Consider the following 24,591-nt stretch of genomic DNA (forward strand, 5'->3'; position numbering starts at 1 on the left):
GCGAAATCCATTCAGATTACTATGGATTTATCAAAAATCTTCTAAAATTCCGTACAGGTCGGTCAGCCGCTGGATCTGATAGGTTGGCTGAATCACCTCAGCTTTTTTACCAGTCGGATTCATCCAGATCGTATCGATTCCAGCGGTCACCCCGCCCTGAATGTCGGACGTCAAGGAATCGCCGATGATCACCGTCTCCTTTTTATTGATTTGCGGAATCTCCTTAAACACGATCTCGAAGAATTCGCGCATGGGCTTATGAACACCCAGTTCTTCAGAGATGAACAGCTTTTTGAAAAAAGGCGCCAATCCGGATTGATGCAATCGCTGCCTTTGGGTCACGGAAACTCCATTCGTGACAACATACAGATCTTTGCTTTGACTCAAGCGCTGCACGAGCTCCAACGCGTGCTCGATGCGTTTATGTCCTTGATTCAAGTAATAGCGATAGCGTGCCTCAGTAGCGGGTCCGTCTACCTGCTTGTTATAACGTTCAAAAAATCTGCTGAAGCGTGTTGCCAACAACTCCTCTCGTGATAAAAGACCTGCTTCGTGCTGCTGCCAAAGTCCACGATTCATTTCCTTGTACTCCAGCTTTTGATTTGGGTCGTCCGGCAGCCCCAGTTCTTGGAATAATTTGTTCAAAGCCTGCGCTTCCGCATCTTTAAAATCAAGCAGCGTATCATCAATATCAAACAATACTGTCGTGTATCCCATCGCTATTCCCTCTATCTAAAGTATTTTTTTAACGCAGTTAACTCCTCAAACATCAACGGACGATATTCGCCAGGTGCCAAGTCTTCTGGAAGATGCAAAGGCCCCATCGTTTTGCGCTGCAGGTCAGTCACCTTCATCCCGCGCGCCAGAAACATTTTCTTCACCTGATGGAATTTCCCCTCGTGAATCGTCAATTCTACCGTCGATGAACTTGTTTCAGCAGTCAATACCGTGAGCTGGGCGCTTTGACAACGGACCCCACCGTGAAAAATGATTCCTTCAGAAAAAGCCCGGATGTCGTCTGCGCCTACCGATTCATTGACCTCTGCACGATAGGTTTTTTCGACCTTTGATCCCGGCTGCAAAAGATCATACCCCAGCTGACCGTTGTCCGTCAATAGCAGCAAGCCATGGGTATCACGATCCAGTCGGCCGACAGGATACAAATCCGTTCGGCGATCCTTTACAGCAATCAGATCCACGACCGTTTCAATCTGCCTGTCCTGCTTAGCCGTCACGACTCCCTTCGGCTTGTTCAAAAGATAATACACATGCTGAGTTGTCAATCGTTTTCCATCAACAAGAACCTTATGCAGTTGACTGTCTACATTTCGTTGAGGATTTTGCTCGATCTTGCCATCGACCCAAACTCTTTTCATAAGAAAGAGCCGCTTCATCGCTTTTCTCGTCGTATGTAAATTGTTTTCGATCACTTTGTCCAATCGCATTGCTAAACTCCTTCATGCTCATCGGACTCATTATACTGGATTCATCAGCGAATGCAACTCAAAAAAAGACACCGTCATCCATTTTGCAACAACCACCGCAACACATCTTCTGAAGCTAAGTTCTCTTGTACTGACTGACCTGAGAACAAAGAATGAACAGATAAAACGGCATGCCTCTTCTGTGCTTCATTTTATAAACTGAGTTATCTCTTCTTAATAGACAAGTGTTTTCCTTGCAATTCGTCAAAAAGAGCGGTACCATTTTAGTAGGCCGCAAAATAGATGCGGTCAACCTAAGTGAATCAAAGGTTTCTCATACACAGCGTAATGACCTGGTAGAGAAAGTTGAACCCAGACTTTTTTTGGACAGTTGCGCCTGCGACTGTCTTTTTGCGTATTTTTCGCAAAACCATTGTGCTGAGAATAACCCGTCACTTAAATAAAACCTGTCTGAAAACCAACAGACAGTCACATTTTAAGGAGGAATTTGGTTATGGCAGTAACATTGAAAGTAGAAGAAAGAGCAACTCGTCCCCGTTCCCTGCGCAACAAGCTACGTCACGAAGGTAAAATCCCGGCGATCGTTTATGGCTATCAAGTCGAAAGCACTCCGATCTCAGTGGATGACCATGAATTGATGCGATTATTGCGTGAAAACGGCGCGAATACTGTATTCTCATTGGATTTGAATGGAAAAAAAGTCAATACTCTGATCAAGGAAACCCAATCAGATACCTTCACTCATGCATTGACACATATTGAATTCTTGTCAGTCAACATGAAGGAGACAACTGAAGCAGAAACAGAAATCGTCCTTACTGGTGAAGCAGCGGGCACGAAAGCAGGCGGCGTATTGACACAAACCCTTTACACCGTTGTTGTTTCCGCAACACCAGACAAATTGCCAGACAATATCGAAGTGGATGTTACTGAGCTGGAAATCGGTCAATCACTCACGATTGCAGATCTGCCAAAAAATGATGACTATGAAGTTATCACAGACGCAGAAGAACAAATCGCATCGGTTCAAGAAGCACAAGAAGAACCAGAAGCAGATACCGAAGAGCCCGCTGAAGCAGCAGAACCAGAAGTAATCGGTGAATCAGAAGAGTAAGCTTAACCCATCAAAAGCAGGAGATCAGCTGACCTCCTGCTTTTTTTAATACTCAAACTGACGATAATAGCGGCGAATATCCAAGGGATGACAATTCAATTTTTCAATATGGGCATCAATTCGTTGTGTGACACAATGCATTAATAAAGGTGACAGGATACGTCCGCGATATTTTTCACTGATCCCTGCAACAGGATAATCCTTTGTATCGATGAAGGTGTAATCGCCACAAATTCGCGGCAATAGCTTCGCTACTCGTTCGGCTAATGGTCGTTGTTCGTCTTCCCCTAAGAATAAAGTGACTGGTGTTGTTTCATCCACTACTTCCAAGGTACCATGCAGAAATTCTGCTGCATGAATCGATTTGGAACGCAACCAGCTTTGCTCTTCCCAATAGCACATAGCATAAGAGTAAACGGCTCCCCACTGATTTCCTGCTCCGATGAAATAATGCATGGGATCATGACGATGTTTTTCTACAAACTTCAAGCCAAACGCGTCTGCTTGTTTCTCCGCTTCTACGAGACCCACAGCTAAATGCTCATCTAATTCTTGATAGTACTCTGCGTAATCTTCAAAGTCTCCATTATTTTTCATCAAGCGATCTGCCACCATAAAGAATTTTAATTGCTCAGTTCCAGGGTTTGGATACGAAATGACGTGATCACACAAATCGGCCAGAATGCTGTCAGGTGTGTCGATAAAACCTAGCAGTACCGCGCCTGCCTTTTTGATTTCCTTAACAGCCTTTACCACTTCTTCCGTTGTTCCAGTAACCGAAGATAAAATGACCAAGGAATCTTTTGTCAGACGTTGATTACCAGTCGTATAATATTCCGCTGCATGTTGAACATAGGCTGGAAGTGCGCTTTTTCCATTGATATACGTAACAGCTTGCATTGCAGAAGCGTAGGTCCCGCCAATTCCTAAATAATAAATTGCGTCAAAGCCTTTTTCCCAGACCTGATCTACCAGCTTTTCTACCTCTGGTCGTAAAGCTAATGCGCCTTGAATGTCTTCGATTTGTTGCTGTTCGTTGAACTTTAACATGTCTTCACCTCTATAATTTACTTTTTAATACCTCGTCAAAATCATCAAAAATCCGTTGACTCAAATCGATCCCTTTAGCTGCTGCGGTTCGGCAAGCAAATAATTGGAACGGAATGACCATCACTAAGGAAGAGAAAAACTTCTCGCCTTCAATTTCCAAGCCTAAAACATTCTCTTCATCGCTTCTTCCAGCTGTGATAATAAAAGTCTGTCCCACCGCTGGCTCCATGTATTTTCGAAGCATCTCTGCACGTTGAGCATTCTCATCTGCTGTCTCTACAAAAAATAGGACATGCTGGCTGTCGGCTTCAAGATATGGTCCATGCATATAAGCCTCCAGCTCAAAGCCTTGGGAAGGCTCGCGAACCGTTTCGGTAAATTTAGTTTCAAATTCTTTGACCGTTCCCCAGTTGGCTCCATAGCCAATACCGATAAATCGTTCTGAAAGCTTAAAGATCGCTTCGTGTTTTGCGAAAAAGGCTTCTGATGCCTCAATAATTGAAGGAATACGTTTAATCAATTTCCGCAGCTCTTTGATTGTCTGTTGCACTTTTTCTTTCGGCAGCCCTTTAGCTTGCCCGATCGCCAGACCTAAGAGCATCAGCTGTAATACGGTTGCTGCATACCCTTTCGTAACAAAACCAACTGTCTCTACACCGATGTTCAAGTCAATCGTCCGATCGGCTTTTTGTGCCAGGGAGCTGTCTAGATTACTAGTTAGGGCTATAGTGTACAGCTCCGAATGCTCTAAGGCTTCTAAAGCATAACTGGTTGAGGCACTTTTTCCACTCTGAGAAACCGCAATGACCGTATCAATCGCTGAAGAAAGCTTGCCATAATGCTGAAAATGATAGGGCTCCTCAATCGTGATTGATACATCGCCTAATTGCTCTAGCGCAACTTTAGCTGCCAGACAAGCATTGTAAGAAGAGCCGGTTGCCAACACTAAAATATTTTTGCTGTTTGCCAATTTGGCATCTGTCGTCTCTGAGAAGTTATCTAGAATACGTAATAACGTTGGTTCTTCTTCATGGATATAATCCAACATGGTTGCCATATTTTCCCTCCTAAAAAATTCCTATCAAAGAACCCAAAATACCTACCACTGCGATACTGATTAAAATGATTAATGGATTCAACTCTTTCTTTAGTAGGTAGAACACTCCGCCAAACGCTCCCAAAGATAAAATTTTAGGAACAATATCATCAAACAAGCTTTGAACAGTCACCGCATTGTCGCCAGAGCCAATTTGCAGTGGAATATTTACCTCGATCATGGTCGCAGTCATTCCACCGACCACCATCAATCCGATAATCGCTGCACCAAAAGTTAAACTTTCCATCATGCCGTTTTCTTGGATTTTCTTCAAAAAGCCGGTTCCTAATCTGTAGCCCCAGCCAGTCGCAAAGTAACGGAACAAAAGATGCGGAACATTGAAGATGATTAAAAATAAAATTGGACCCAAAATATTTCCTTGAACGGCTAGTGAGGTTCCGATACCAGTTGCAATCAAACGCAGCGTTCCCCAGAACAAGGAATCACCAATTCCAGCTAATGGCCCCATCAATGATGTTTTGATACTGTCGATGGCTGTTACATCAAAGTTAGGATCATTGGCATTTTCCTCTTCCATCGCCGCATTAATCCCTAAAATCAGTGTAACCACGTGAGGCGTGGTGTTAAAGAATTCCAAATGTCGCTTCAGACCATTGGCCATCGTTTCTTTGGTGGTATACAATTTTTTCAAAATCGGAATCATTGCATAAGCGTAGGCCATATTCATTTGCCGCTCATAATTCCAGGAAAATTCCATTTGGAAGGAGCGCCAGAATACTTTATTTAAGTCCTTTTTAGTAATTTTCAACTCATTATTAGAAGTCTTCGTCATCATCGATTACCTCCCCGGTAGTGGTTTGAACAGGCTGAGCCGCCCGAACATTCATGATATTCACAACAACAACGGCTACAATTGCTCCGAAAATAGCCAAACCAGTCACTGGAATTTCTAAATAGGCAGCTAAAGCGAAGCCTAAGAAAAAGTAAGGTGCTACTTTCTTGTTTAGCAGCAAGCGAGCCAGCATCGCAAACCCTAAAGCCGGAATTAATCCAGTTGCCACACTTAGGCCGTGCTGCACAAATTCTGGAATACTGTTTAATAAACTGCCAACTGTTTTACTGCCTACCATAAAGGAAATCGTAACGACTAATCCCAACATGAAGGACAAGCCAAAGCCCGCCAATAAATGCATTCGTTCGACACCTTTATAGTTTCCTTGTTCAGCGTAATCATCGGCTTTGTGGTTCATAATTGGGATCAACAAACCTAAATAAACATTCTTTAAAATCAAGGTTAAGGTAGCAATTGGCAGCCCTAGCAGCAAGGCCGTTTCCGTTCCTGCTCCTGCGGTGATCGCAAATGCCGTACCTAACACCCCACCTGTTACTACATCAGGCGGAATGGAACCGCCAACTGAAAATGAACCAATAAATGCTAACTCCAACGTTGCTCCCATAATGACACCCGTTTTCACATCACCTAATACAATCCCTACAAACAAGCCCGTCACAATCGGCCTTGAAAGCAGTGATGTTCCCAACGCATATTCCGACTGTACAATAAATGCCACAATCCCCAGCAAGATAGCTTGTACTCCCATTGTTCTCCCCCATTTCTTATAGTACTTCCGTAACCTTCACTTTTTTCTCTGATGGTACCTGTTGAATATCTATCTCAATTCCCTTTTCCACCAGCTGCTTTAGCAATTCTTCCTCTTCTGGCACAACATTGACAGATTTACCAATACTGCGAGAACCTTCTTTAGCTTTTATCCCTCCTAAGTTAATTCGTTTAATTTCCGGATAAGCTTCTGCCAGCTTATAAGCATCGGCAATGGATTCCACTACGATAAATAATTTGTACTTGTCAGTTACACCACTTTTCAAAGCCGCGATAGAATCTTCAATGTTCTTGATTACTAGTTTGACTCCTTGTGGTTTAGCCAGCTTGATGGTTGTTTTGCGAATCTCATTGGTTGGCACATCATTGTTGGCAATCAAAATACAATCCGCTCCAATTGTTTGAGTCCAAGAAAAAGCAACCTGACCATGCAGCAAACGATGGTCCACTCTCGTCAATAAAATCATCTTTCGTTCCTCCTGTTTCGTTTAAAATTCTTCCTCCGCTAATTCCTTTTTAACGGCTTCGTTACAAAATTGAATACTCTCTTTCGCTTCCTCCAGCGCTTCTTGAATAATTCCCGCGGTAGTATTAAGACTGGTCATTCTAGTCGTCAAGCCAATTAAGAAGGGTAAATTCAAGCCAGCCACTAGATAGAAATTCGGATAACGAATATAATGCAGGAATTCATTGTTGACACTGCCGCCAAATAAATCCGTGACAACAATCAGATCATCAGCTGCATGAATTTTAACGATCTCCTGTACTTCTTTCGTTAAATCAAAAGTTTCTTCCAGATAACAATCTAGCGCTGTAATGGATGTATCTCCTCCACAGATCAGCTGTAAGGAACTCAAAATTCCTGATGCAAATTTACCATGAGAGGCCAAAATAATTTTTCTTGCCATACTCTTCACCTCGCTTACACCTAAATAAAAGCAAGTCCTATGCCAAGTTTAGTGGCAAAGAACTTGCTGCTGTTAAAAATCTTCAATTTCGGCTGTTGTATCAGTTGTCTTAAAGACAATGTCGTAGATGTAGGCAATCTCTGATTCAGGAATTTTGACACTATAAACCTTTTCTATGACACTAAAGGCCGTTTCGATCTGTTGGAGAACTTCTTTTTGACACTGATACAATTCTTCATAGCCCTGGTAGCTGTCAATCGCTACATTCCGAATTAGTCGTTCAATCAAACAGCTGACATGTACATACAAAGCCAGCTTCTTCGCATTGCTGATGGTCAGCTTTGCAAGACTCTCCAGCTCCCGCATGAACAGTTCAATTTCCCCCATGACTTTATCAGTATCAAGAATAGTGACTGAGTCAATTACCTTTTCCAATGAGAAATTGCGGATAATATTGCTGTTAAACACAGCATTTTCTTCGGGAGTTAACGCTTTGTCCAGCCAGCGAGCCAAGGTCTGCTCCTCATCCCCAGAAATCAGCTCCTCTAAGGATAAATACGGAACTGTTGGTATTTCAGGATCAGCTGTCCCAATGACGCCCAAAACTTCATACATCGAAAAGATAGTTTCCGTTTCCTTTTTCTCCTTTAACAAGGAATACTCGTAAGGCAAAATCTTCAAGCTAGAAGTTGATGGTAAGCTTTTTTCTAGCAAATGACAAATGTGTTCAGCTGTCCCGATCCCGGTAAAGCAGGTGGTAATCAAAACCTGCAGCTTATTCTTCTCAGGGTAAATAATTTCCCAGTCTAATGGTGCTGCCTCAGCGGTTTGCTGGACAATTTCCTGTAAGGATTTTTGCTGCTGCACCTGTTCCCCCATTGCAATCGCCAAAGGTGTCGTTACATTGTTCATAATAACAATCGGTGTCGTAATCTGCTTAGGAAAATATTGATAGATTTCCTTTAATGATCCCATATCAACCAAAATTACTAGACCATTAGAAACATCGTGGTATTCGCTGTAGTTTAAAATTTCCTCAGCAATTTGCTGGGGAGTAACATCCAACGGCATATCAAAGGACTCAAAAATATCTTTGCCTAATAAACGATTGGCAACATTCGCAATACTGCTGGCCGTCGCATAGCCATGAGCTACGATGACCGCCTTAGGAATTCCCGCCAGCTTCTTCCAATCCGTTTTTCTTAAATAAATCGTCAACAGCACCTTGTCCATCGGTGAAATGTCCAAATCTAGTTTTGGGCGACATAATTCGAGGATACGGATGACGTAACGATAGCTAGCGGCATAACTCTGCTCTACCTGCCTTTCCAACTCCTTAATCAATCGATGAATATCGGGATCTTCCGGATACCAATGACTACTTCCTCGCTGGAATAAGTAGTAGCTGATAGCATACACACTGTTTCCATTAAAGCGAATTTGGTAGGCACTTTCCATTTGATTAAAGGTATCCCGCACATATTGAGTAAGATAAATGAGGAGCTCCTGCTTTTGCTGCCGATCCGTTTCAAACAGCAAAAAATCAAATAGTCCTTCAACTTCCTTTTTGAACTTTTCTTCACAGTTTGCCAATTGGCACTCTTGCTGCTGAAATTCTGTTAATAACCGTTCGAAGGTCCTCATGACTCGCTGCTGCTTCGGCTGGGCCTTTTCTACCAGCTGCTCCAAAGAAAGTTGATCAGTGATCCATATTTCTTCTTGAACAGTCGTTTGAGTGGTCAGTTGAGCAGGACTCAAGCCGCTTTCTGGCAAATGATAGATGGTAACTTGAATTTCTTCTTCCGTCTTTTGTTCTGAAAATGCTTTTGCGACAGTGACCTTCACCACATTTTTCAACTCTCCAATGTTGCCATTCCAAGTGCCGCTGGCTAGCAGCTGCAATACTTGACCAGATACCTTTAGTGTCCGCCTTAGCTTCCTCTGCTCTTTTAATAAAAAGGAATAAATTAACTCTAAGCGTTCCGTCCGATTGCGCTCTGCTAAGGTCGGTAATTCAATTTGAATCGGGATTCGTCGAATAAACGTAGTTAAAAAGCTGCTTTGCAGATCCTCTGTGGTCGCGAAGAATAAACGGGTGTTGATCTTCAAGGGATTGCCAGTGTCCCCCATTCGATAGATTAATCCCTGATCCAGAAAGGTGAACAGTTTTTCCTGTCCTTCAGGATTCAAGCGATGCACTTCATCTAAAAACAAAATTCCTTGATCCGCCGCCTCAAACGCTCCTGCTTTGTCCTGATCAGCTCCCGTAAAGGCTCCCTTCACATGACCAAAGAGATTGCTAGTCAACAATTCAGGGTTGTTGGCATATTGTGCGCAATTCAAGGTCACAAACGGAGCATTTTCATCAATCAGTCCATTTTCCAAACAATACTGATAAATGATCTTAACCATGAAGCTTTTCCCCGTACCACTTTCACCAGTGATTAAAACCGGCAGGCCGTTTCCAGGGTAATCCAAGGCGGTTTTTATTTGGTCCACACCGCGTCTTAAGCTTTTATCATGACCAATTAACAATGAAAACAAGTCCTTTTGCTGATCGAACAAGGGCTGCTCCTTGATGATTTCTTCTAACGAGCGATAATAGGTTTGGCTCAAGGAGAAAAACTGCCTTTCAAAGGCTTCTTTATGGAAATAATAGACCGGACGAGAATTTACTTTGATTAATAAGCCTTCATCATTTAGCTGATTCAAGTAATGACTGATTGTATTGCGTTTCACCTGAAAAATTTCAGCCAGCTTTTTAGTCGTAAAAATGTCATTAACTGCTTTCAAATCAATAAAGGCTGTTTGATTTTCTAAATAGTGTAGTAGTTTTGCTTTCATGGTTCTCACCTCTTTAAATGGTCGATTTCTTATGATTGTAGCAAAGTCCTCAACAAAAACAAATTCCTTTTTTTGGTAGTAAATAATTGTTTTTTCTTATAAAAAGCTTTACAATAAAGCACTACAAAGGCAAGGTTCAGTGATTTGCGCTATAATTAGCCTATAGACCTGTTCCGCAAAGGAGGACAAAACATGTTTGAAACCTTTGATGCAAATAGAAGCCGTTATGCCTCTGTCGGTGTAGTCTCCAGTATGCCTGGTGAGCTGATTGACAGCATCTGGTTCATCATTGATCTAGATTTAAAGGGCTTGATTCCCTTGGACAACATGTTGACTTTTGATTTGATCAATCAACAAGGACATGTGACGATGCATTTTTCTCAAGAAGGCAGCGAGGTCGAAATGGATATTGACCTGCCGTTTGTTTATTCCAGAGAATTCCCTGCAGAAGTCTATGCCTATGATGATGGTACGAAACAAACCATCTTACTTCCCAATGAAATCAAACAACGTTAACTCTTGAAACATGTGGTAACTGAATACTCAAACAAGCATTTTATTCAAGTAGTGTTAAACAATTCTTTACCTATTGAAAAGGCATACCAGCGCGGTTTCGACCGCTTTTGGTATGCTTTTTTTGTAAATATTCGATAATTCAATATTTTCCCTTGCATTGTGTGGGTTCTGTGGTAATATCTAGTGAGCAATTTTCATGAAAGGAAATGAAAGCCATGAAAGAACTTACCCGCGGGAATCCTGCAAAACTGATTTTATTCTTCACCATCCCATTGTTAGCCGGAAATGTTTTACAGCAATTTTATAATATGATCGATATGATTATCGTTGGCCAGACGTTAGGCAAAGATGCGTTAGCGGCGGTTGGTGCAACAGGAAGTGTCAGCTTTTTGATCATCGGATTTGCCCAAGGGTTGACTTCTGGGCTTTCGATCATTACCTCTCAACGCTTTGGCGCCAAAGATACTTTTGGTGTTCGTAAAAGCTTTGCGGCTTCTGTGGTGATCAGTGCCGCAGTAACGGTTATCCTGACCACCCTGAGTCTCTTGTTTTTACGTCCGCTCTTATTGATCATGCAGACACCGCCAGAGATCATTGATCAAGCACAATCCTTTATCTCGATCATCTTGGCCGGGATTTTTGCGGCGATGATGTTCAATTTGTTGTCGAACATGATTCGCGCATTGGGGGACAGCCGCACCCCATTGATTTTCCTAGCAATGGCGGTCGTTGTAAATATTATTTTAGACGTTGTCTTTATCACGAAGTTTCATATGGGAATCGCTGGTGCTGGGTATGCCACCGTGTTCGCCCAAGTCGTAGCAAGTTTGTTGTGTCTCATTTATATTCGCAGAAGAATTCCGTTGCTGCAGATCGGTCGGAAACATTTCTCATTGGATAAAAACGAACTTCGTTTCCACTTGAATACCGCTTTACCAATGGGCTTCCAATCATCGATTATCGCTATTGGTGCTGTGGTTTTGCAATCGGCATTGAACAGCCTGGGAACAGATGTAGTAGCGGCCCAAGCTGCGGCTGGACGAATCGAACAATTTGCTATTTTGCCAATGATGTCCTTTGGGATCACTATGGCGACCTTCACTGCCCAAAACTATGGTGCTAGACAATATGGCCGGATTCTGACCGGAATCAAGCAAAGTTTGATCATGAACATTTTGTTCAGCTTGCTGGCTGGATTTTCTGTCATCGTTTTCGGTCATCATTTGATCGCACTGTTCGTAGATAAAGGGGAAACACAAGTTTTTGCCCTGGCACAAGTCTACTTCAATATCAGTGGAGCTTTATACGCAGTCCTTGCGATTTTATTTATTTTGCGTTACACCCTGCAAGGTCTTGGCCAAGCGAAAATCCCGACTATTGCCGGCATGATGGAATTGATCATGCGTTCTTTCGCAGCGATCATCTTGACCGGCTTGTATGGCTACCCCGGAGCAGCCTTTGCTTCACCCCTTGCTTGGATCGGTTCTGTTTCGGTCCTGCTGCCATCGACCATCAAGGCCATTCGCCATTTGAAGGAATTGGAACGTCAGCAAAAAGAAGAACCTGAACGGTCGAAAGAACCTAAGAGTCAATTATCAACGAATTAAAGGTACGATAAAAATCGCGTGGCGCCTGTTAATAAACAGCGTACCACGCGATTTTTTGTCTTCTTATCCGTATGATTTTTTGCTAAATTAAAACACGCAGAAAGTTCTTTTGAAAGAGTTTGCGCTTCTTTAGGTGATAAAGGAGTGCAAGTCTCGATGATGGACAGTAATTTTTCGATAGTGATTTCGTGAAAAACCGATAAATGCTTTCTTGGTCGTCTTCCGAAAAATAAGGATTCACCTGAACGACTGGAATGCTTTTCAATTCTAATGGAATCGTCGTCACCACCAGATCCACATTGTTTTCAGATAGCCATCTGACACCTTCTCTTGCTCCAAAAGTTCCAACGACATTGACGTGAAACGTATTTTTGATTTTGCTTTTCACTATTTCTGAAGTGCTGATTGCGATCTCAATTACTATTTCTTTTGCATGCAAGGTCTCCAGTAATTCATTCAATTTATCAATGTCATTATGGATCATTTGCGTACTAACACTGAAATAAGCTGCAAAAAGCAGCCATGAAAAATCTCATGACTGCTCATCCATTTATTTCCGTTCCTTCAACCACGTCTTTCGTGTCTGTCCAACGATCAAAGGGACGGTTTCATACACAACTTCGCTATATTCCAATCCGAACCAGCGCTCTGGAGATACCGCATGCCGCTTGATCGCCAATCGAGCCTGCATGACTTGGCGATCCCATTTAGGCAATTCCGTCACAGTGGACAATTCCCCTTGGATCAGCACAAACCGAAAATCGCCGACCTGTCGTCCGGGGGTCAATGAATAATGCTGCGGCTGTTTGGGCAATCGCCCTTCCTTCATCAAGTCATGGATAATTTGACGCAGGTAAACATTCACGTCCTGCGAGACCCGGAAGCCTAAATACAATTTAACCTTTACAAGAAAATCAGTGCCCATCATATCGATCGCATATTCCTTTGTATAAGGTTCATCTGTGACCTCCACATTGACGAACCAATAGGCTTTGGCCCGTTTTAGACGTTTGTCCAAAATGGAATAAATGTATTGCTGTGGAATTTGATCATCGTCCATTTTAGGAACCAGAAAGACCACATTGGTTTGATAATAAGGAATCGTTTCATCCTTGTGCAGTTCCTCCAGCTGACTAACGTATGCTTGAAAAGAAACCTCTTGACTAGCATTTTCCTGAATTTGGTTGCTGCGGTGCCAAATGTACATCAACGCTAAAATCACCAGCGCCATCCCTACTGCCACAAAACCGCCGTGGAAGAATTTGGTTATACTGGACACAAAGAAGAATACTTCGAGTGTCCCAAAAAAGAGAATCATTAAATAGGCCAATAGCTTCGAAACCTTTTCTTGGATCATGTAATGATACAGCAGATAAGTCGTCATCAGCATTGTTACTGTAATTGAAAGCCCATAGGCTGCTTCCATATGGCTAGATGTTCGAAAGGTCAGCACAATCAAGGAGCAAGCCCCCCATAAAATAAAATTGACAGCTGGAATATACATTTGTCCAATGCTGCTCCCTGGGTAAAAAATACGCATACGAGGCAGCAGCTTCAGCTTGATTGCTTCAGAAACCAAAGTAAAGGAGCCTGAAATCAACGCTTGTGACGCAATGATCGCCGCCACTGTAGCGAAAATCACCCCAAATACGATCCAGCCGTCTGGCAAAATTTGAAAGAAGGGGTTCAACTCTTCGACAGCTTCTAAAGCCGCGGTTCCTTTTGCATGAAGAATCCAGGCAGCCTGCCCTGCATAATTCAACATCAAACAAAGAAAGACATAGGGCCAGCTAAAGCGAATATTCTTTTTGCCTACGTGCCCCATATCAGAATACAACGCCTCTGCACCCGTTGTCGCCAGGAAAATACTGCCTAAAATAAAAACGCCTGATTTGTTAGCCGGATCAAACAGCAGCTGGATCGCATAATAAGGATTCAACGCCTTCAATACACTGAGGTCATAAGGGATATTGATTAACCCCATTACACCTAAAAACGTAAACCACAGCAGCATCACGGGACCGAAAGCACGACCGACAAAATCAGTCCCAAATCGCTGGATCAAAAAGAGGAAAAGAATAATCACTAACGTAATCACGACGATAATGTTTTGATTATTCCCAAACCGTTGGTAGAAATCCGGAATTCCCCTCAAGCCCTCAATCGCAGTAGTCACCGTTACGGCGGGTGTCAACACGCCATCGGCCAAAAGCGCAGCTCCGCCAATCATAGCAGGAACGATCAAGAACTTCCCGCCCTTTCGTACTAATGTATACAAAGAAAAAATACCACCCTCACCATGATTGTCTGCATTCAAGGCGATCATAACATATTTGATCGTGGTCAATAAGGTCACCGTCCAAAATACCAAGGAGACGACCCCAATCACAAAATCGTTAGTGACTGTCGCCAAGCCGCCGTTTTCCATCAAAATGGCCTTCATTACATACAGCGGACTCGTCCCGATATCTCCGTACACAACGCCCATTGCGACTAGCAGCCCCGCTGCAGACAACTTTTTCATCGAACTCTTGCTCTTTTCCATTCCTGCACACTCCTGACAAAATAAAGCCGATCTTTTTCATTTCTGTAAAGGAGAGCTTGCAACTAAAAAAGACCTAAACAATAGTCTTCACCATTGTTTAGGTCTTGCAAATTTTCTCTTAGACCAGTGCAGAGCACTAGATGTTGATCTAAAAGCATAGAAGCTCTATGTCGCTACTCCCCTAAAATGTACCCTCATTATCCGGATCTTTGGGCATTTTGTCAAAGAATAACCTTGAAAGTTGAGAATTATTTTTCTTCATTCTTTTCTTCCGTCAGCATCGCTTTGCGAGAAGCATTCACACGGCCTTGACGATCGATCTCAGTCACTTTGACTAAGACTTCGTCACCCATTTTCACAACGTCTTCCACTTTGTTAACTCGTTCATTCGCCAGTTGAGAGATGTGCACCAACGCATCCTTGCCTTTGATCAAGTTGACGAAAGCCCCAAATTTTTCGATACGGACAACTTTACCTAGGTATACTTCACCGACTTTGACTTCTTTGGTTAATTCTTCAATAATTTTAATGGCTTTTTGGATCATTTCAGCATCCGATGACGCGATGCTGACAAGACCTTCTTGGTCGATATCGATCTTCACGCCGGTTTCATCAATGATGCCATTGATTGTGTCGCCGCCTTTACCGATAACTGTCTTGATCTTATCAGGATCGATCTTGATCATTTCGATCTTCGGTGCATACGGACTCAACTCTTCACGCGGCGTAGCCAAGGTATTGGTCAAGTTTTCCAGGATTTCCATCCGGGCTTTTTTCGCTTGATCCAATGCTTCTGTCAAGATTTGTTCGGTGATGCCCTGGATCTTGATATCCATTTGCAGCGCAGTAATTCCTTCTTTGGTTCCGGCAACTTTAAAGTCCATGTCGCCCAAGTGATCCTCCAAACCTTGAATATCGGTTAAGATCGTGTAGTTTTCGCCGTCTGAAACCAAGCCCATCGCGATCCCGGCAACCGGGGCTTTGATTGGAACACCCGCGTCCATCAATGCCAGCGTACCAGCACAAATACTTGCTTGAGACGAAGAACCATTTGATTCCAGTACTTCTGCTACCAAACGAATCGTATACGGGAAGTCTTCTTCACTAGGAATGATTTGTGCCAAGGCACGTTCACCCAACGCTCCATGCCCAATTTCACGACGGCCCGGACCAAACGCGCGTCCAGTTGAGCCGACTGAGAATTGTGGGAAGTTATAGTGATGGATGAAGCGTTTAGAATCTTCAATTCCTAAACCATCAATAATTTGGTGTTCTCCTAATGGTGCTAATGTACATACGGACAAAGCTTGTGTTTGTCCACGAGTGAATAGCCCTGAACCGTGAACCCGTGGCAATACGCTTACTTCAGAATCCAAAGGACGGATTTCATCCAATTTACGGCCATCCGGACGAATTTTGTCAATGGTGATTAATTCACGAACGACGTCCTTTTCAAGATCTTCCGCGATTTGTTTCACTTCTTTAGTTAATTGATCCGCATCTTCATGATCCGCAAATTTCTCTGCGTAGACTTCTTTTACGGTATCTTTGACTTTATCGATTTCGTCTTCACGAGCCAATTTTTCTTCGGTCATAACGGCCGTTTTCATTGTTTCGTAGTAGCTGTCAAAGATTTCTTTCTTCAAGTCAGCGTCTACCTGCAATAATTGAACTTCCATTTTAGGTTTGCCTACGGCTGCTACGATTTCTTCTTGGAAAGCTACCATTTCTTTGATCGCTTCAAAACCAAATAGCAAGGCACCTAACATATCTTCTTCAGAAACTTCTTTGGCACCTGACTCCACCATGTTGATGGCCTTCTTCGTACCGGCAACCGTTAAGTTGATGTCTGAAGTTTCATTTTGTTCAACAGTTGGGTTCAAGACATAGTCGCCATTAACACGGCCTACATCAACACCAGCGATCGGGCCGTCAAATGGAATATCTGAAATAGCCAACGCTAATGATGAACCAAACATCGCTGCCATTGAAGGGGAGCAATCTTGTTCCACACTCATAACAACGTTCGTTACTTGTACTTCGTTACGGAAGCCATCCGCAAACATCGGACGGATCGGACGGTCAATCAATCGTGCAGTCAAGGTAGCATCCGTACTTGGACGACCCTCACGTTTGATGAAACCGCCAGGGATTTTCCCTACTGCATACATTTTTTCTTCATAATTGATCGTTAACGGGAAAAAGTCAGTATCTCTTGCTTCCTTTGAAGCAACTGCTGCACTTAATACAACCGTGTCACCATAACGCACCAAAACAGCACCGTTGGCTTGTTTCGCCATTTGACCAACTTCGACTTGCAGGGGGCGTCCGCCCCAAGTTGTTTTGAATACTTGTTTTTCTGACATAATTTCTCCTTTTTTCCCTCTGACTGGTGCGACGCTACTAAACAAATGGAAAATGCGAAGCGGTTCGCAGCTTGCATTTGGTTAGTAGAGTGACGGCAGGCCGGTCGGAGGATGTTTTATTTTTGTTTTTGAGACCTGTGGGCTGATACCCACACATCACTTCAAAAAAAGTGAGATTCCTAGGAACCTCACTTTCAGTGTTACGAATTAACGACGTAGTCCTAGACGTTGGATTAATTCACGGTAACGTTGTACGTCAGTCTTACGCAGGTAAGCCAACAAGTTACGACGATGACCAACTTTTTTCATTAGACCGCGGTATGAATGGTGGTCTTTTTTGTGGACACGCGCATGCTCATTCAGTTGATTGATTTCTTCCGTCAATACAGCGATTTGTACTTCTGGAGAACCAGTATCTCCTTCATGGCGAGCAAAATCATTGATGATTTCATTTTTACGTTCTTTTGTTAATGCCATGTTTTTCACCTCTTTCTGCTTTTGTTCCTACAACTGAGTAAAACGTTGGTGAAGCGTCCAACCAAGTAGTAGGCAAAGTATGCAACAACATACCTATATTACTTTACTTGATTTAACTGAAAAAAGCAAGGTATGCAGCGAATAAAAGCCGATTTTGATTCAGTAATTTTCCTTAAAGAAATACATTTTTTAAACAGCTCATTTGCGAAGACTCGCTTTTGTGATAAACTATCTTGATGAATAAAGACTTGAGAGGAGACCTTTTGAATGATCACAATGGATGACATTATCCGGGAAGGGCATCCCACCTTGCGCGAGGTCGCACAGGAAGTACCAATTCCGCCATCGGCTGAGGACGTAAAGCTGGGGGAAGAAATGATTCAATTTTTGAAAAACAGTCAAGATCCCGAGAAGGCCGAAGAGCTGCACCTGCGCGGCGGAGTGGGCCTGGCTGCTCCCCAATTAGATATCTCCAAACGCATCATTGCGGTCCATGTTCCTTCGATTGATCCTGAAAAACCAGAAGCAGAACTCAGCACCGTGATGTACAATCCGAAAATTTTAAGCCATTCCGTTCAGCAAGCTTGCTTGGGCGAAGGGGAAGGCTGTTTATCAGTAGACCGCGAAGTTCCAGGCTATGTGGTTCGCGCTGCGCGGATTACCGTTTCCTATTTTGACAAAGACGGCAACAAGCAAAAGATCCGTCTAAAAAACTACGATGCCATCGTCGTTCAACACGAGATCGACCACCTCAATGGTGTCATGTTCTACGATCATATTAACGAACAAAATCCATTGCACCTGGAAGACGGTGTACTGGTGATTGAATAAAGAGGCCTAGCTGAGCTACGCCTCTTTTTCTTCATATAAAATCCCTTTTTCCGAAAGGGCTTGTTTGATCTTAGCTAAATCGTCTGGTTCCTCATAGGCGATCGTATGCAAGTGGATGCCGTCTGTCAGTTGCGACAAAAGACTAGCCTCTGTTGCACGATAGTTCTGCAGGAAATTATCGACATCTTGTTGGGTCTTGATATGCAGCCCGCCTACTAGTTCTCCGTATAAAGGATGCTCAACGATGACATCGATGATTTCTGCACCCCTATCGACGATCGTCCGCAGTTCTTCTTCAGCTTGGGTTTCGTCATGCTGAACCGCTAGTTTGCTGATTCGTTTCGTGCTTTTTTGTTCAAGCACATAGCCTCTAGCGGTGGCGATAATCTCTTCTCCACTCGCCCGCAGCAAGGCCACATCTCCCACGATGATCTGACGGCTGACCCCAAACTCCTTGGCAAAGCGGCTAGCACTGATCGGTTTTTCTGCCGCAGCAAGATCGGTTAGAATCTTTTCACGGCGCTTGTTTCCGTCTTTCATCTCTACTCACCTAATTCTTTCGCTTGAAATTCACGGGAACGCTTCATCATGTCTTCAAACGTCGCAACGATGGTCTCACGATAGTCATCCTCTTTGACCTGAGCGGCAACCTGTTCCAGCACTTTTGTTTCTCTGCTCTGATCGAGAACATCTTGCTGGTTTGTTTTTTTATACGCCGCAACGGCCTTCACCGCAGTCATGCGTTGTTCCATCAGCTCTACTAATTGCCGATCGATCCGATCGATGGTTTGACGCACCTGATCGAGTGCATTTACGGGTTTTTCTGTCTCGATTGTCTTGATGATGCGGGCCGGATTGCCTCCGACCACGACATTTGCTGGGAAGGATTTCGTGATCACAGCTCCGGCGGCAGCCACGACATTGTCACCTAGCGTTACTCCTGGTGTGACCACTACTCCGCCGCCAAACCAAACGTTGTTGCCGATCGTAATCGGCTTGCCAAACTCAAGTCCGCTGTTGCGTTTAATCGGTTCCAACGGATGCGATGCCGTGTACAGCTGACAATTGGGGCCAAACAAGCAGTTATCTCCGATCGTGATCGGACAAATATCCAAAAAAACATTGTGGAAATTGCAATAAAAATTTTCGCCTACAAAGATGTTGTAGCCATAATCAAATGAGATCGTGGGTTCTACATGGACATGGTTTCCCGTCCTGCCAAACGTTGCTTTGACCAGCTGCTGTCTTTTCTCCGAGTCGATTTCTCCGTTGATCTCCCTTAAACGGATACGTGCGCTGCGACGATCCGCGGCCAATTCTGGATCTCCCGCGATATAAAGATCACCAGCAATCATTTTTTCTTTTTCTGTACGTTCCATTCTCTACAACCTTTCAAAAACAGCTGTCCCGTTTGCCTCAACAAAGGTATGGGTCTCCCAGATCGGGATCGGGGTTTGATTGATGACTAAAACAGCTGCAGTGTCTTTCTTTTCATTTATTAAATCACAAAATGGATGGACTTGAAAGCTGGTTCCTGCGATGACGAGCAAGTCAGCTGAATGAACCGCCTGAACCGCTCGCTGGATTGTATCCTCCGTAAAGCCTTCTCCATACAAAACAATGTCCGGACGAATTTGACCCCCACAGTCTCGATGGCTGTCGGAGATCAGATATTCTTGCCAAGGGACCTTTTGGCCGCAGGTTCGGCACGTGCATTCATACAACGACCCATGGAAATCAACGAATCGCTGACTGCCTGCAGCTCGATGCAGACCGTCGATGTTTTGTGAAACAATTTGTACGGATTTTCGTTTTTCCAACTTTGCCATTTTTTTGTGGATTACGTTAGGTGCTGCTTCTGGATGATATAACGTTTTAGCAAAACTGTAAAATTTCTCAGGTTCTCGATTCAAGCAATCAATGCTCAGCAGATACTCTGGTGCCTCGATTCCTTGATAAATGCCCTTCAATGATCGATAATCCGGCACGCCTGAAGGGGTTGAGACCCCGGCTCCGGTCAAAAATGTGATGGTTTGCGCCTGTTGGATCATCTGGACTGCTTTTTGAACTATTGTTTCCATCACTGATCCTCCGTTCCTAATCGTCCTTTGACTTTTCTTTCAATTACTACTATATAGCATTCCACGGTTTGCATAAAGTGGAATAAAAATGTATGGTTAAATTGACTAAAACAAAGAACTATTCGGAGGGAAAAGAATGAGTGCTTCAGAGATTAAAGAGTTGAAAGAACATGTCGAAGAGTTGCTGGATGGGGGAGAAGACCCTTATTCGATTGCCCTTTTTGCAATCACTGCACACTTTTTGGCTACCGCAACGAAAAAAGAGGCGGAAAAACAGATCGCCTTTTTTGACGAAACAACTATGGACTTCGATATGCTGATCAATGCAGAAGAAGAACAGTCGATTCAGCTGGAAATCTATACGATGTACTACCTGCTTTCAAGAAATATCAAAATGTTTATCAAAAGTGTCAATTGGTTGCCAAAATTTACGGCTGAGCAAAAACAGACGATCCTGGATTGGCCCAACAGCTACGTGCTGAGCCTCTTTGAACTATCTGTGCAAAGCTCGAAAGTCACCTTCGTTGACGTAAAAGACAGTCAAAAATATGGACTGGACCTTTCGACAACGGAGTTGATATCTCCTAAGGATGCGAAGGACATTCGTCTGTTCTCACTATTGGTGCCGGCTGAAAACGGCTATGCCTGCGAACCGCCGCTTTTTTCAATGATCAGTGATTCATCCTTGGCGAAGCTGCGAAAGATATCAGACAGAAAAGCCTATGAACTGGCGCTGCTGAAAGAACTTAATCGCTCTTTGGATTTCGATTTTGAGGGCGATGCCTTCGACGACGAAGTCATGTTTTATCCGGCTCTTCGGAAAAAAGGGGAATCTGATAAGGGGTTTGCCAAACGTCTGCTGGCATTGGATGAATTTTTCCAAACCTTTAAACATTACCAGGTTGCTGAGGATTTACTGGTTAAGATCATTAAGACGTTCCCTCAGCTGTTCTTTTCAAATGCCAACGCCTATGTACTCTTAGAGGCCTTACATGAATTGTTCTACAAGCAAAGCTTTGATGAAGAAGAAACGGTTTACCGCTCCGATGAGCTTGCCTACTTTTGGACAGCGCTGATCAAAGAGCACCTGCCTGAAGAGGTTGCTGCACTGGCAGCGTATCAAATCGATCTGAATGAGGAAGGGGATTTCCTGCCCTTCTAATTGAAAAACCCCCAATGAGTTGTTGCACTCATTGGGGGTTTTTATGTTGGCAAGATCGAATCGATCCATGCGCCTAAGAAAGATAAGGATTCCCATACGTCTCACAATATTGATAATAGCCCAAGCGATACATCGCGACCGTTTTTTCCACCTCTTCCGCTGTATCGAAATCCAGTGCTAACAAGAGCTGTTCAGTGAATTCCAATGGCGCTGTTCCGTTCGCCGTCACTAAATTTCGATCTCTGACGGCCTGCTGCTCGATAAAATCGGCCGGATTGGTGTAATTTGAATAATCAGACCAAAAGAAAATGGTGTTGCCAGTATGTGCATAAGACGTCAGCAAACCATTTTTTGCCAAATAATCCACTGCTCCGCAGATCGCCCCCACGACTACGCCGTTTTCAAGATCACGCTTGACTCTGCTTTTCAGCTGTTCATTTTCGAAATCCCAGGTATTGCCGCCGATCAACACAAAAAGCTCCGCTTGTTCAGGAAGATCCGCTAAGCGATAATCGACCTTTGTTGTAAAGCCGCCGATCGAAGTCACCTCATCCTGCAAAGCGGCTGTTTTTATCGTCCATTGTTCGGATCTGTTCAACAAGGCAGACAAATAAGCCCCTTCCCAATCCGCGTACTGATCTACTAAGAAAAAAATCGCTGTTTGTTTCATCTACATACCCACTCCTTTTTTCTTTAATTATACCATACGAACGGGAACTTATGTTCTTTTTTCTCGATCACAGCAAATAATTATTTTCCTTATCAGCCATCCGCAACGCATACAGTTGATACGTCGCAAACCCTTCAACGACCAGCGGCTCCTGCTTGCAAAGTTCTTCTGCTTCTTCGTAGCTGTCTGCTTTTAAAAGATACATTCCAGCCACGCCTTTGTACCCTTTGTACACCCCACAAAGTTCTAGTTTCCCAGCTTCGTCTAATCTTCGGATGTTTTCTACGTGGCGTTCGACTGCGGCTTTGTTCAATCGATTGTATAATTTTGTTTTGATGATCGTCATTTGATACAACCACTTTTCCATAGGTTCTCCTCCTTTTTTTCATTCTGACTTGATTATATCAAAATCTATTCCAAGATTTGACTTTTGCCAAAATAAACCCTCTAAAGCAGAATCGCCTGCTTTAAAGGGTTCAAAAATTGAGCTATTTTACAAATTCTTCTATCTGCTCTAGGATTGCTTCAGTGGTCAAGCCAAATTCTTTTTGCAAGAAGTCAGGTGTCCCCACCTGTCCAAAGCGTTCATTAACTCCAATACGCTTCAGCGGGATTCCTGCACCAGCATCAGCCAATACTTCCGCTGCTGCACTGCCGAGTCCACCAATGATGGAATGATTTTCGATCGTGATAACGCCTTTTTTACCGTCAAATCGTTCCAACAACAGTTCTTTATCTAATGGCTTGATGGTAAACATGTCAACAACCTCGGTTGAGATTCCTTGGCCTGCCAAATGTTCAGCCACATCTAATGCTTCTGAGATCAATTGTCCAGCAGCAACGATCAAGTAATCGGTCCCCTCACGCAACAGATTCCCTTTCCCGATCGTAAAGGAGGAGCCAGGTGCGTAGACATTGCGAACTCCTTTACGATTGCCGCGAACATAATGAACACCCTCTATGGTGCTGAATTCTTTAATGATCCAATCCATTTGAACTTCATCGGCGGCATCGCAAATCACGACATCTGGAATCGAACGCAGCAAGGCTACATCTTCCCAAGTCGTGTGGGTCCCGCCATTGTGCCCTGCCGCAAATCCCGGATCGGAACCAAAAAGATTCAGTGTGTTTTTCGAATAAGCACCGGACAAGAAGATTTGATCCAGCACTCGACGTGTCGCGAAAGGACCAAAGGTATGGATAAAGGGAACAAATCCAGTCAGATTCAGCCCAGCAGCGACGCCGATCATGTTGGCTTCGGCGATCCCAACATTGATGAACCGCTCTGGATTGGTCTTAGCGATCGACGTCCAGCCGCTGGCTCCGCCAAGATCGGCATCCAAAGCCACAATTTTTTCGTTTTCTTCCATCAGCTCTTTTAGTGCCTCAACGACGGTCGCGCGTAGTTCTTTGCCGACTTCTTTGTTTCCTGTCAATTCAAACATCTACCCACGCCCCTTCACTGTTCGTAATTCCGCCAACGCTTTGTCGGTTTCTTCTTGCACTTCTGGACTGTTAAATTTCACAGAATGGTTGGCCTCCATTTCTTCAAAGAAGGTCACCCCTTGGCCTTTGATCGAATCCAAGACGATACAGACAGCCTGGTCGTTGACTGCCTTGCACTGTTCTATCGCCTGATCGATCGCTTCTAAGTCATCGCCCTTCACTTTGACAGTCGCAAACCCAAATGCCCGCATCTTTTCCACCAAATCAAAAGGATTCAAAATCTCTTTTGTAGTGCCATCCAACTGCTTTTTATTTTCATCGATGATCAAGATACAATGGTTCAGCTTGAAATGTGCCAAATACTGGAACGCTTCCCAGCATTGTCCCTCGTTCAATTCGCCGTCGCCAACGATCAAATAAACATAGCTGTCCTTATTTTGCATTCTTAACCCGGTCGCAATCCCTGCTGCCACTGAGGTTCCCTGGCCTAATGAACCCGTAGTGGCGTCTACACCGGGCGTTTTCGTACGGTCAGGATGAGAAGGCAGCCGTGTGCCGCCTTCATTCAATGTGCCTAACCATGCTTTGTCGAAAAATCCAACCGCAGCCAATGCACTATACCAAGCTGGACCTGCATGCCCTTTAGACAGAACCAACCGATCTCTGTCTTCCCACTCAGGATTTCTCGGATCATACGTCATTTGTTTGCCATACAATACTGCCAGCAGCTCAACGATCGACAGCGAGCCGCCGATATGTCCAGAGCCCACCTTGCGGATCGCTTCGATGCTTTCGGTCCGAATTTCCGCGGCTAAGCCTTTCAATTGAGAAAGGGTCTCTTTTTTCATCAT

Annotated in this window: 25 protein-coding genes; 5 read left to right on the top strand and 20 right to left on the bottom strand. The window is 43.8% G+C overall.

The window, feature by feature from the left end; all coding sequences use genetic code 11:
• Positions 1-30 precede the first annotated feature (30 nt).
• The gene (locus NRIC_RS09865; RefSeq protein WP_146622544.1) at positions 31-717 is read right to left on the bottom strand and encodes a YjjG family noncanonical pyrimidine nucleotidase; all 687 of its coding nucleotides are present in this window, start codon (positions 715-717) and stop codon (positions 31-33) included.
• A gap of 11 nt (positions 718-728) precedes the next feature.
• Positions 729-1,445, bottom strand: a complete 717-nt coding sequence (locus NRIC_RS09870; RefSeq protein ID WP_146622545.1) for a 16S rRNA pseudouridine(516) synthase — start codon at positions 1,443-1,445, stop codon at positions 729-731.
• A 493-nt stretch (positions 1,446-1,938) separates the two neighbouring features.
• Here NRIC_RS09870 and NRIC_RS09875 point away from each other — a divergent pair, with 493 nt between their 5' ends.
• Entirely contained in the window at positions 1,939-2,559 is a 621-nt protein-coding gene (locus tag NRIC_RS09875; RefSeq protein ID WP_146622546.1) for a 50S ribosomal protein L25/general stress protein Ctc, read from the top strand.
• A 45-nt stretch (positions 2,560-2,604) separates the two neighbouring features.
• On the opposite strand, the gene NRIC_RS09880 is transcribed toward NRIC_RS09875, so the two are convergent.
• The 7 genes from NRIC_RS09880 to NRIC_RS09910 all read right to left on the bottom strand — a co-directional run bounded on the left by NRIC_RS09880 (position 2,605) and on the right by NRIC_RS09910 (position 10,039).
• Positions 2,605-3,609: an SIS domain-containing protein gene (locus tag NRIC_RS09880; RefSeq protein WP_146622547.1), complete on the bottom strand. Its 1,005-nt coding sequence runs from the start codon at positions 3,607-3,609 to the stop codon at positions 2,605-2,607.
• 10 nt (positions 3,610-3,619) lie between these two features.
• Positions 3,620-4,666 carry an SIS domain-containing protein gene (locus tag NRIC_RS09885; RefSeq protein ID WP_146622548.1) on the bottom strand — a complete coding sequence of 349 codons (1,047 nt, stop codon included), beginning with the start codon at positions 4,664-4,666 and terminating at the stop codon, positions 3,620-3,622.
• A 10-nt stretch (positions 4,667-4,676) separates the two neighbouring features.
• Positions 4,677-5,498 carry a PTS system mannose/fructose/sorbose family transporter subunit IID gene (locus NRIC_RS09890; protein WP_146622687.1) on the bottom strand — a complete coding sequence of 274 codons (822 nt, stop codon included), beginning with the start codon at positions 5,496-5,498 and terminating at the stop codon, positions 4,677-4,679.
• Entirely contained in the window at positions 5,482-6,267 is a 786-nt protein-coding gene (locus NRIC_RS09895) for a PTS mannose/fructose/sorbose/N-acetylgalactosamine transporter subunit IIC (RefSeq protein WP_146622549.1), read from the bottom strand. Before NRIC_RS09895 ends, NRIC_RS09890 begins: the two co-directional genes overlap by 17 nt.
• A 16-nt stretch (positions 6,268-6,283) precedes the next feature.
• Positions 6,284-6,754 carry a PTS sugar transporter subunit IIB gene (locus NRIC_RS09900; RefSeq protein WP_146622550.1) on the bottom strand — a complete coding sequence of 157 codons (471 nt, stop codon included), beginning with the start codon at positions 6,752-6,754 and terminating at the stop codon, positions 6,284-6,286.
• Between the two features lie 21 nt (positions 6,755-6,775).
• Positions 6,776-7,195: a PTS sugar transporter subunit IIA gene (locus NRIC_RS09905; protein WP_146622551.1), complete on the bottom strand. Its 420-nt coding sequence runs from the start codon at positions 7,193-7,195 to the stop codon at positions 6,776-6,778.
• Positions 7,196-7,267: 72 nt separating this feature from the next.
• On the bottom strand, positions 7,268-10,039 hold the full coding sequence (locus NRIC_RS09910; RefSeq protein WP_146622552.1) for a sigma-54-dependent transcriptional regulator: 2,772 nt from the start codon (positions 10,037-10,039) through the stop codon (positions 7,268-7,270).
• 192 nt (positions 10,040-10,231) lie between these two features.
• Between NRIC_RS09910 and NRIC_RS09915 the strand changes: the two genes are divergently transcribed.
• Together NRIC_RS09915 and NRIC_RS09920 are read left to right on the top strand one after the other, a co-directional pair.
• Positions 10,232-10,555: a DUF960 domain-containing protein gene (locus NRIC_RS09915; RefSeq protein ID WP_146622553.1), complete on the top strand. Its 324-nt coding sequence runs from the start codon at positions 10,232-10,234 to the stop codon at positions 10,553-10,555.
• Positions 10,556-10,770: 215 nt separating this feature from the next.
• Positions 10,771-12,162 carry an MATE family efflux transporter gene (locus NRIC_RS09920; protein ID WP_146622554.1) on the top strand — a complete coding sequence of 464 codons (1,392 nt, stop codon included), beginning with the start codon at positions 10,771-10,773 and terminating at the stop codon, positions 12,160-12,162.
• Between the two features lie 82 nt (positions 12,163-12,244).
• Here the strand turns inward: NRIC_RS09920 and NRIC_RS09925 are convergent, their stop codons facing one another.
• The 4 genes from NRIC_RS09925 to rpsO form a co-directional block, all read right to left on the bottom strand.
• The gene (locus NRIC_RS09925; RefSeq protein WP_146622555.1) at positions 12,245-12,646 is read right to left on the bottom strand and encodes a PTS sugar transporter subunit IIB domain-containing protein; all 402 of its coding nucleotides are present in this window, start codon (positions 12,644-12,646) and stop codon (positions 12,245-12,247) included.
• Positions 12,647-12,712: 66 nt separating this feature from the next.
• The gene (locus tag NRIC_RS09930; RefSeq protein WP_146622556.1) at positions 12,713-14,707 is read right to left on the bottom strand and encodes a KUP/HAK/KT family potassium transporter; all 1,995 of its coding nucleotides are present in this window, start codon (positions 14,705-14,707) and stop codon (positions 12,713-12,715) included.
• A 248-nt stretch (positions 14,708-14,955) separates the two neighbouring features.
• Positions 14,956-17,073 (bottom strand): polyribonucleotide nucleotidyltransferase, encoded by a 2,118-nt coding sequence (pnp, locus tag NRIC_RS09935; protein ID WP_146622557.1) that lies wholly within the window; start codon positions 17,071-17,073, stop codon positions 14,956-14,958.
• Positions 17,074-17,280: 207 nt separating this feature from the next.
• Positions 17,281-17,550 (bottom strand): 30S ribosomal protein S15, encoded by a 270-nt coding sequence (gene rpsO, locus NRIC_RS09940; RefSeq protein ID WP_146622558.1) that lies wholly within the window; start codon positions 17,548-17,550, stop codon positions 17,281-17,283.
• Between the two features lie 267 nt (positions 17,551-17,817).
• Between rpsO and def the strand changes: the two genes are divergently transcribed.
• Positions 17,818-18,381, top strand: a complete 564-nt coding sequence (gene def / locus NRIC_RS09945) for a peptide deformylase (protein WP_146622559.1) — start codon at positions 17,818-17,820, stop codon at positions 18,379-18,381.
• 15 nt (positions 18,382-18,396) lie between these two features.
• Here the strand turns inward: def and NRIC_RS09950 are convergent, their stop codons facing one another.
• The 3 genes from NRIC_RS09950 to NRIC_RS09960 are packed head-to-tail and all read right to left on the bottom strand — an operon-like array spanning position 18,397 to position 20,462.
• Entirely contained in the window at positions 18,397-18,921 is a 525-nt protein-coding gene (locus NRIC_RS09950) for a transcription repressor NadR (protein WP_146622560.1), read from the bottom strand.
• Between the two features lie 2 nt (positions 18,922-18,923).
• Positions 18,924-19,760 (bottom strand): chorismate mutase, encoded by an 837-nt coding sequence (locus NRIC_RS09955; protein WP_146622561.1) that lies wholly within the window; start codon positions 19,758-19,760, stop codon positions 18,924-18,926.
• 3 nt (positions 19,761-19,763) lie between these two features.
• Positions 19,764-20,462: an NAD-dependent protein deacylase gene (locus NRIC_RS09960; RefSeq protein ID WP_146622562.1), complete on the bottom strand. Its 699-nt coding sequence runs from the start codon at positions 20,460-20,462 to the stop codon at positions 19,764-19,766.
• 136 nt (positions 20,463-20,598) lie between these two features.
• Here NRIC_RS09960 and NRIC_RS09965 point away from each other — a divergent pair, with 136 nt between their 5' ends.
• Positions 20,599-21,624, top strand: coding sequence for a hypothetical protein (locus tag NRIC_RS09965; protein WP_146622563.1), 1,026 nt, complete (start codon positions 20,599-20,601; stop codon positions 21,622-21,624).
• Positions 21,625-21,697: 73 nt separating this feature from the next.
• Here NRIC_RS09965 and NRIC_RS09970 read toward each other — a convergent pair whose 3' ends face one another.
• The 4 genes from NRIC_RS09970 to NRIC_RS09985 all read right to left on the bottom strand — a co-directional run bounded on the left by NRIC_RS09970 (position 21,698) and on the right by NRIC_RS09985 (position 24,588).
• A complete protein-coding gene (locus NRIC_RS09970; protein WP_146622564.1) occupies positions 21,698-22,294 on the bottom strand; it encodes a type 1 glutamine amidotransferase family protein in 597 nt (198 codons plus the stop codon).
• Between the two features lie 67 nt (positions 22,295-22,361).
• Positions 22,362-22,661, bottom strand: coding sequence for a YciI family protein (locus NRIC_RS09975; protein WP_146622565.1), 300 nt, complete (start codon positions 22,659-22,661; stop codon positions 22,362-22,364).
• 121 nt (positions 22,662-22,782) lie between these two features.
• Positions 22,783-23,739: a transketolase family protein gene (locus NRIC_RS09980; RefSeq protein WP_146622566.1), complete on the bottom strand. Its 957-nt coding sequence runs from the start codon at positions 23,737-23,739 to the stop codon at positions 22,783-22,785.
• Complete coding sequence (locus NRIC_RS09985) at positions 23,740-24,588, bottom strand: transketolase (RefSeq protein WP_146622688.1); 849 nt, start codon at positions 24,586-24,588, stop codon at positions 23,740-23,742.
• Positions 24,589-24,591 lie beyond the last annotated feature (3 nt).

This window comes from Enterococcus florum, from assembly GCF_004309355.1.
Taxonomy (GTDB): domain Bacteria; phylum Bacillota; class Bacilli; order Lactobacillales; family Enterococcaceae; genus Enterococcus_A; species Enterococcus_A florum.

Coding starts and splice junctions, on each gene's coding strand:
- NRIC_RS09905 (WP_146622551.1), bottom strand. CDS start 7,195: ATGGCAAGAAAAATTATTTTGGCCTCTCATGGTAAATTTGCATCAGGA.
- NRIC_RS09865 (WP_146622544.1), bottom strand. CDS start 717: ATGGGATACACGACAGTATTGTTTGATATTGATGATACGCTGCTTGAT.
- NRIC_RS09950 (WP_146622560.1), bottom strand. CDS start 18,921: ATGAAAGACGGAAACAAGCGCCGTGAAAAGATTCTAACCGATCTTGCT.
- def (WP_146622559.1), top strand. CDS start 17,818: ATGATCACAATGGATGACATTATCCGGGAAGGGCATCCCACCTTGCGC.
- NRIC_RS09925 (WP_146622555.1), bottom strand. CDS start 12,646: ATGATCCATAATGACATTGATAAATTGAATGAATTACTGGAGACCTTG.
- NRIC_RS09970 (WP_146622564.1), bottom strand. CDS start 22,294: ATGAAACAAACAGCGATTTTTTTCTTAGTAGATCAGTACGCGGATTGG.
- NRIC_RS09870 (WP_146622545.1), bottom strand. CDS start 1,445: ATGCGATTGGACAAAGTGATCGAAAACAATTTACATACGACGAGAAAA.
- pnp (WP_146622557.1), bottom strand. CDS start 17,073: ATGTCAGAAAAACAAGTATTCAAAACAACTTGGGGCGGACGCCCCCTG.
- NRIC_RS09965 (WP_146622563.1), top strand. CDS start 20,599: ATGAGTGCTTCAGAGATTAAAGAGTTGAAAGAACATGTCGAAGAGTTG.
- rpsO (WP_146622558.1), bottom strand. CDS start 17,550: ATGGCATTAACAAAAGAACGTAAAAATGAAATCATCAATGATTTTGCT.
- NRIC_RS09910 (WP_146622552.1), bottom strand. CDS start 10,039: ATGAAAGCAAAACTACTACACTATTTAGAAAATCAAACAGCCTTTATT.
- NRIC_RS09930 (WP_146622556.1), bottom strand. CDS start 14,707: ATGGAAAAGAGCAAGAGTTCGATGAAAAAGTTGTCTGCAGCGGGGCTG.
- NRIC_RS09885 (WP_146622548.1), bottom strand. CDS start 4,666: ATGGCAACCATGTTGGATTATATCCATGAAGAAGAACCAACGTTATTA.
- NRIC_RS09920 (WP_146622554.1), top strand. CDS start 10,771: ATGAAAGAACTTACCCGCGGGAATCCTGCAAAACTGATTTTATTCTTC.
- NRIC_RS09955 (WP_146622561.1), bottom strand. CDS start 19,760: ATGGAACGTACAGAAAAAGAAAAAATGATTGCTGGTGATCTTTATATC.
- NRIC_RS09890 (WP_146622687.1), bottom strand. CDS start 5,498: ATGACGAAGACTTCTAATAATGAGTTGAAAATTACTAAAAAGGACTTA.
- NRIC_RS09915 (WP_146622553.1), top strand. CDS start 10,232: ATGTTTGAAACCTTTGATGCAAATAGAAGCCGTTATGCCTCTGTCGGT.
- NRIC_RS09980 (WP_146622566.1), bottom strand. CDS start 23,739: ATGTTTGAATTGACAGGAAACAAAGAAGTCGGCAAAGAACTACGCGCG.
- NRIC_RS09975 (WP_146622565.1), bottom strand. CDS start 22,661: ATGGAAAAGTGGTTGTATCAAATGACGATCATCAAAACAAAATTATAC.
- NRIC_RS09960 (WP_146622562.1), bottom strand. CDS start 20,462: ATGGAAACAATAGTTCAAAAAGCAGTCCAGATGATCCAACAGGCGCAA.
- NRIC_RS09875 (WP_146622546.1), top strand. CDS start 1,939: ATGGCAGTAACATTGAAAGTAGAAGAAAGAGCAACTCGTCCCCGTTCC.
- NRIC_RS09880 (WP_146622547.1), bottom strand. CDS start 3,609: ATGTTAAAGTTCAACGAACAGCAACAAATCGAAGACATTCAAGGCGCA.
- NRIC_RS09900 (WP_146622550.1), bottom strand. CDS start 6,754: ATGATTTTATTGACGAGAGTGGACCATCGTTTGCTGCATGGTCAGGTT.
- NRIC_RS09895 (WP_146622549.1), bottom strand. CDS start 6,267: ATGGGAGTACAAGCTATCTTGCTGGGGATTGTGGCATTTATTGTACAG.
- NRIC_RS09985 (WP_146622688.1), bottom strand. CDS start 24,588: ATGAAAAAAGAGACCCTTTCTCAATTGAAAGGCTTAGCCGCGGAAATT.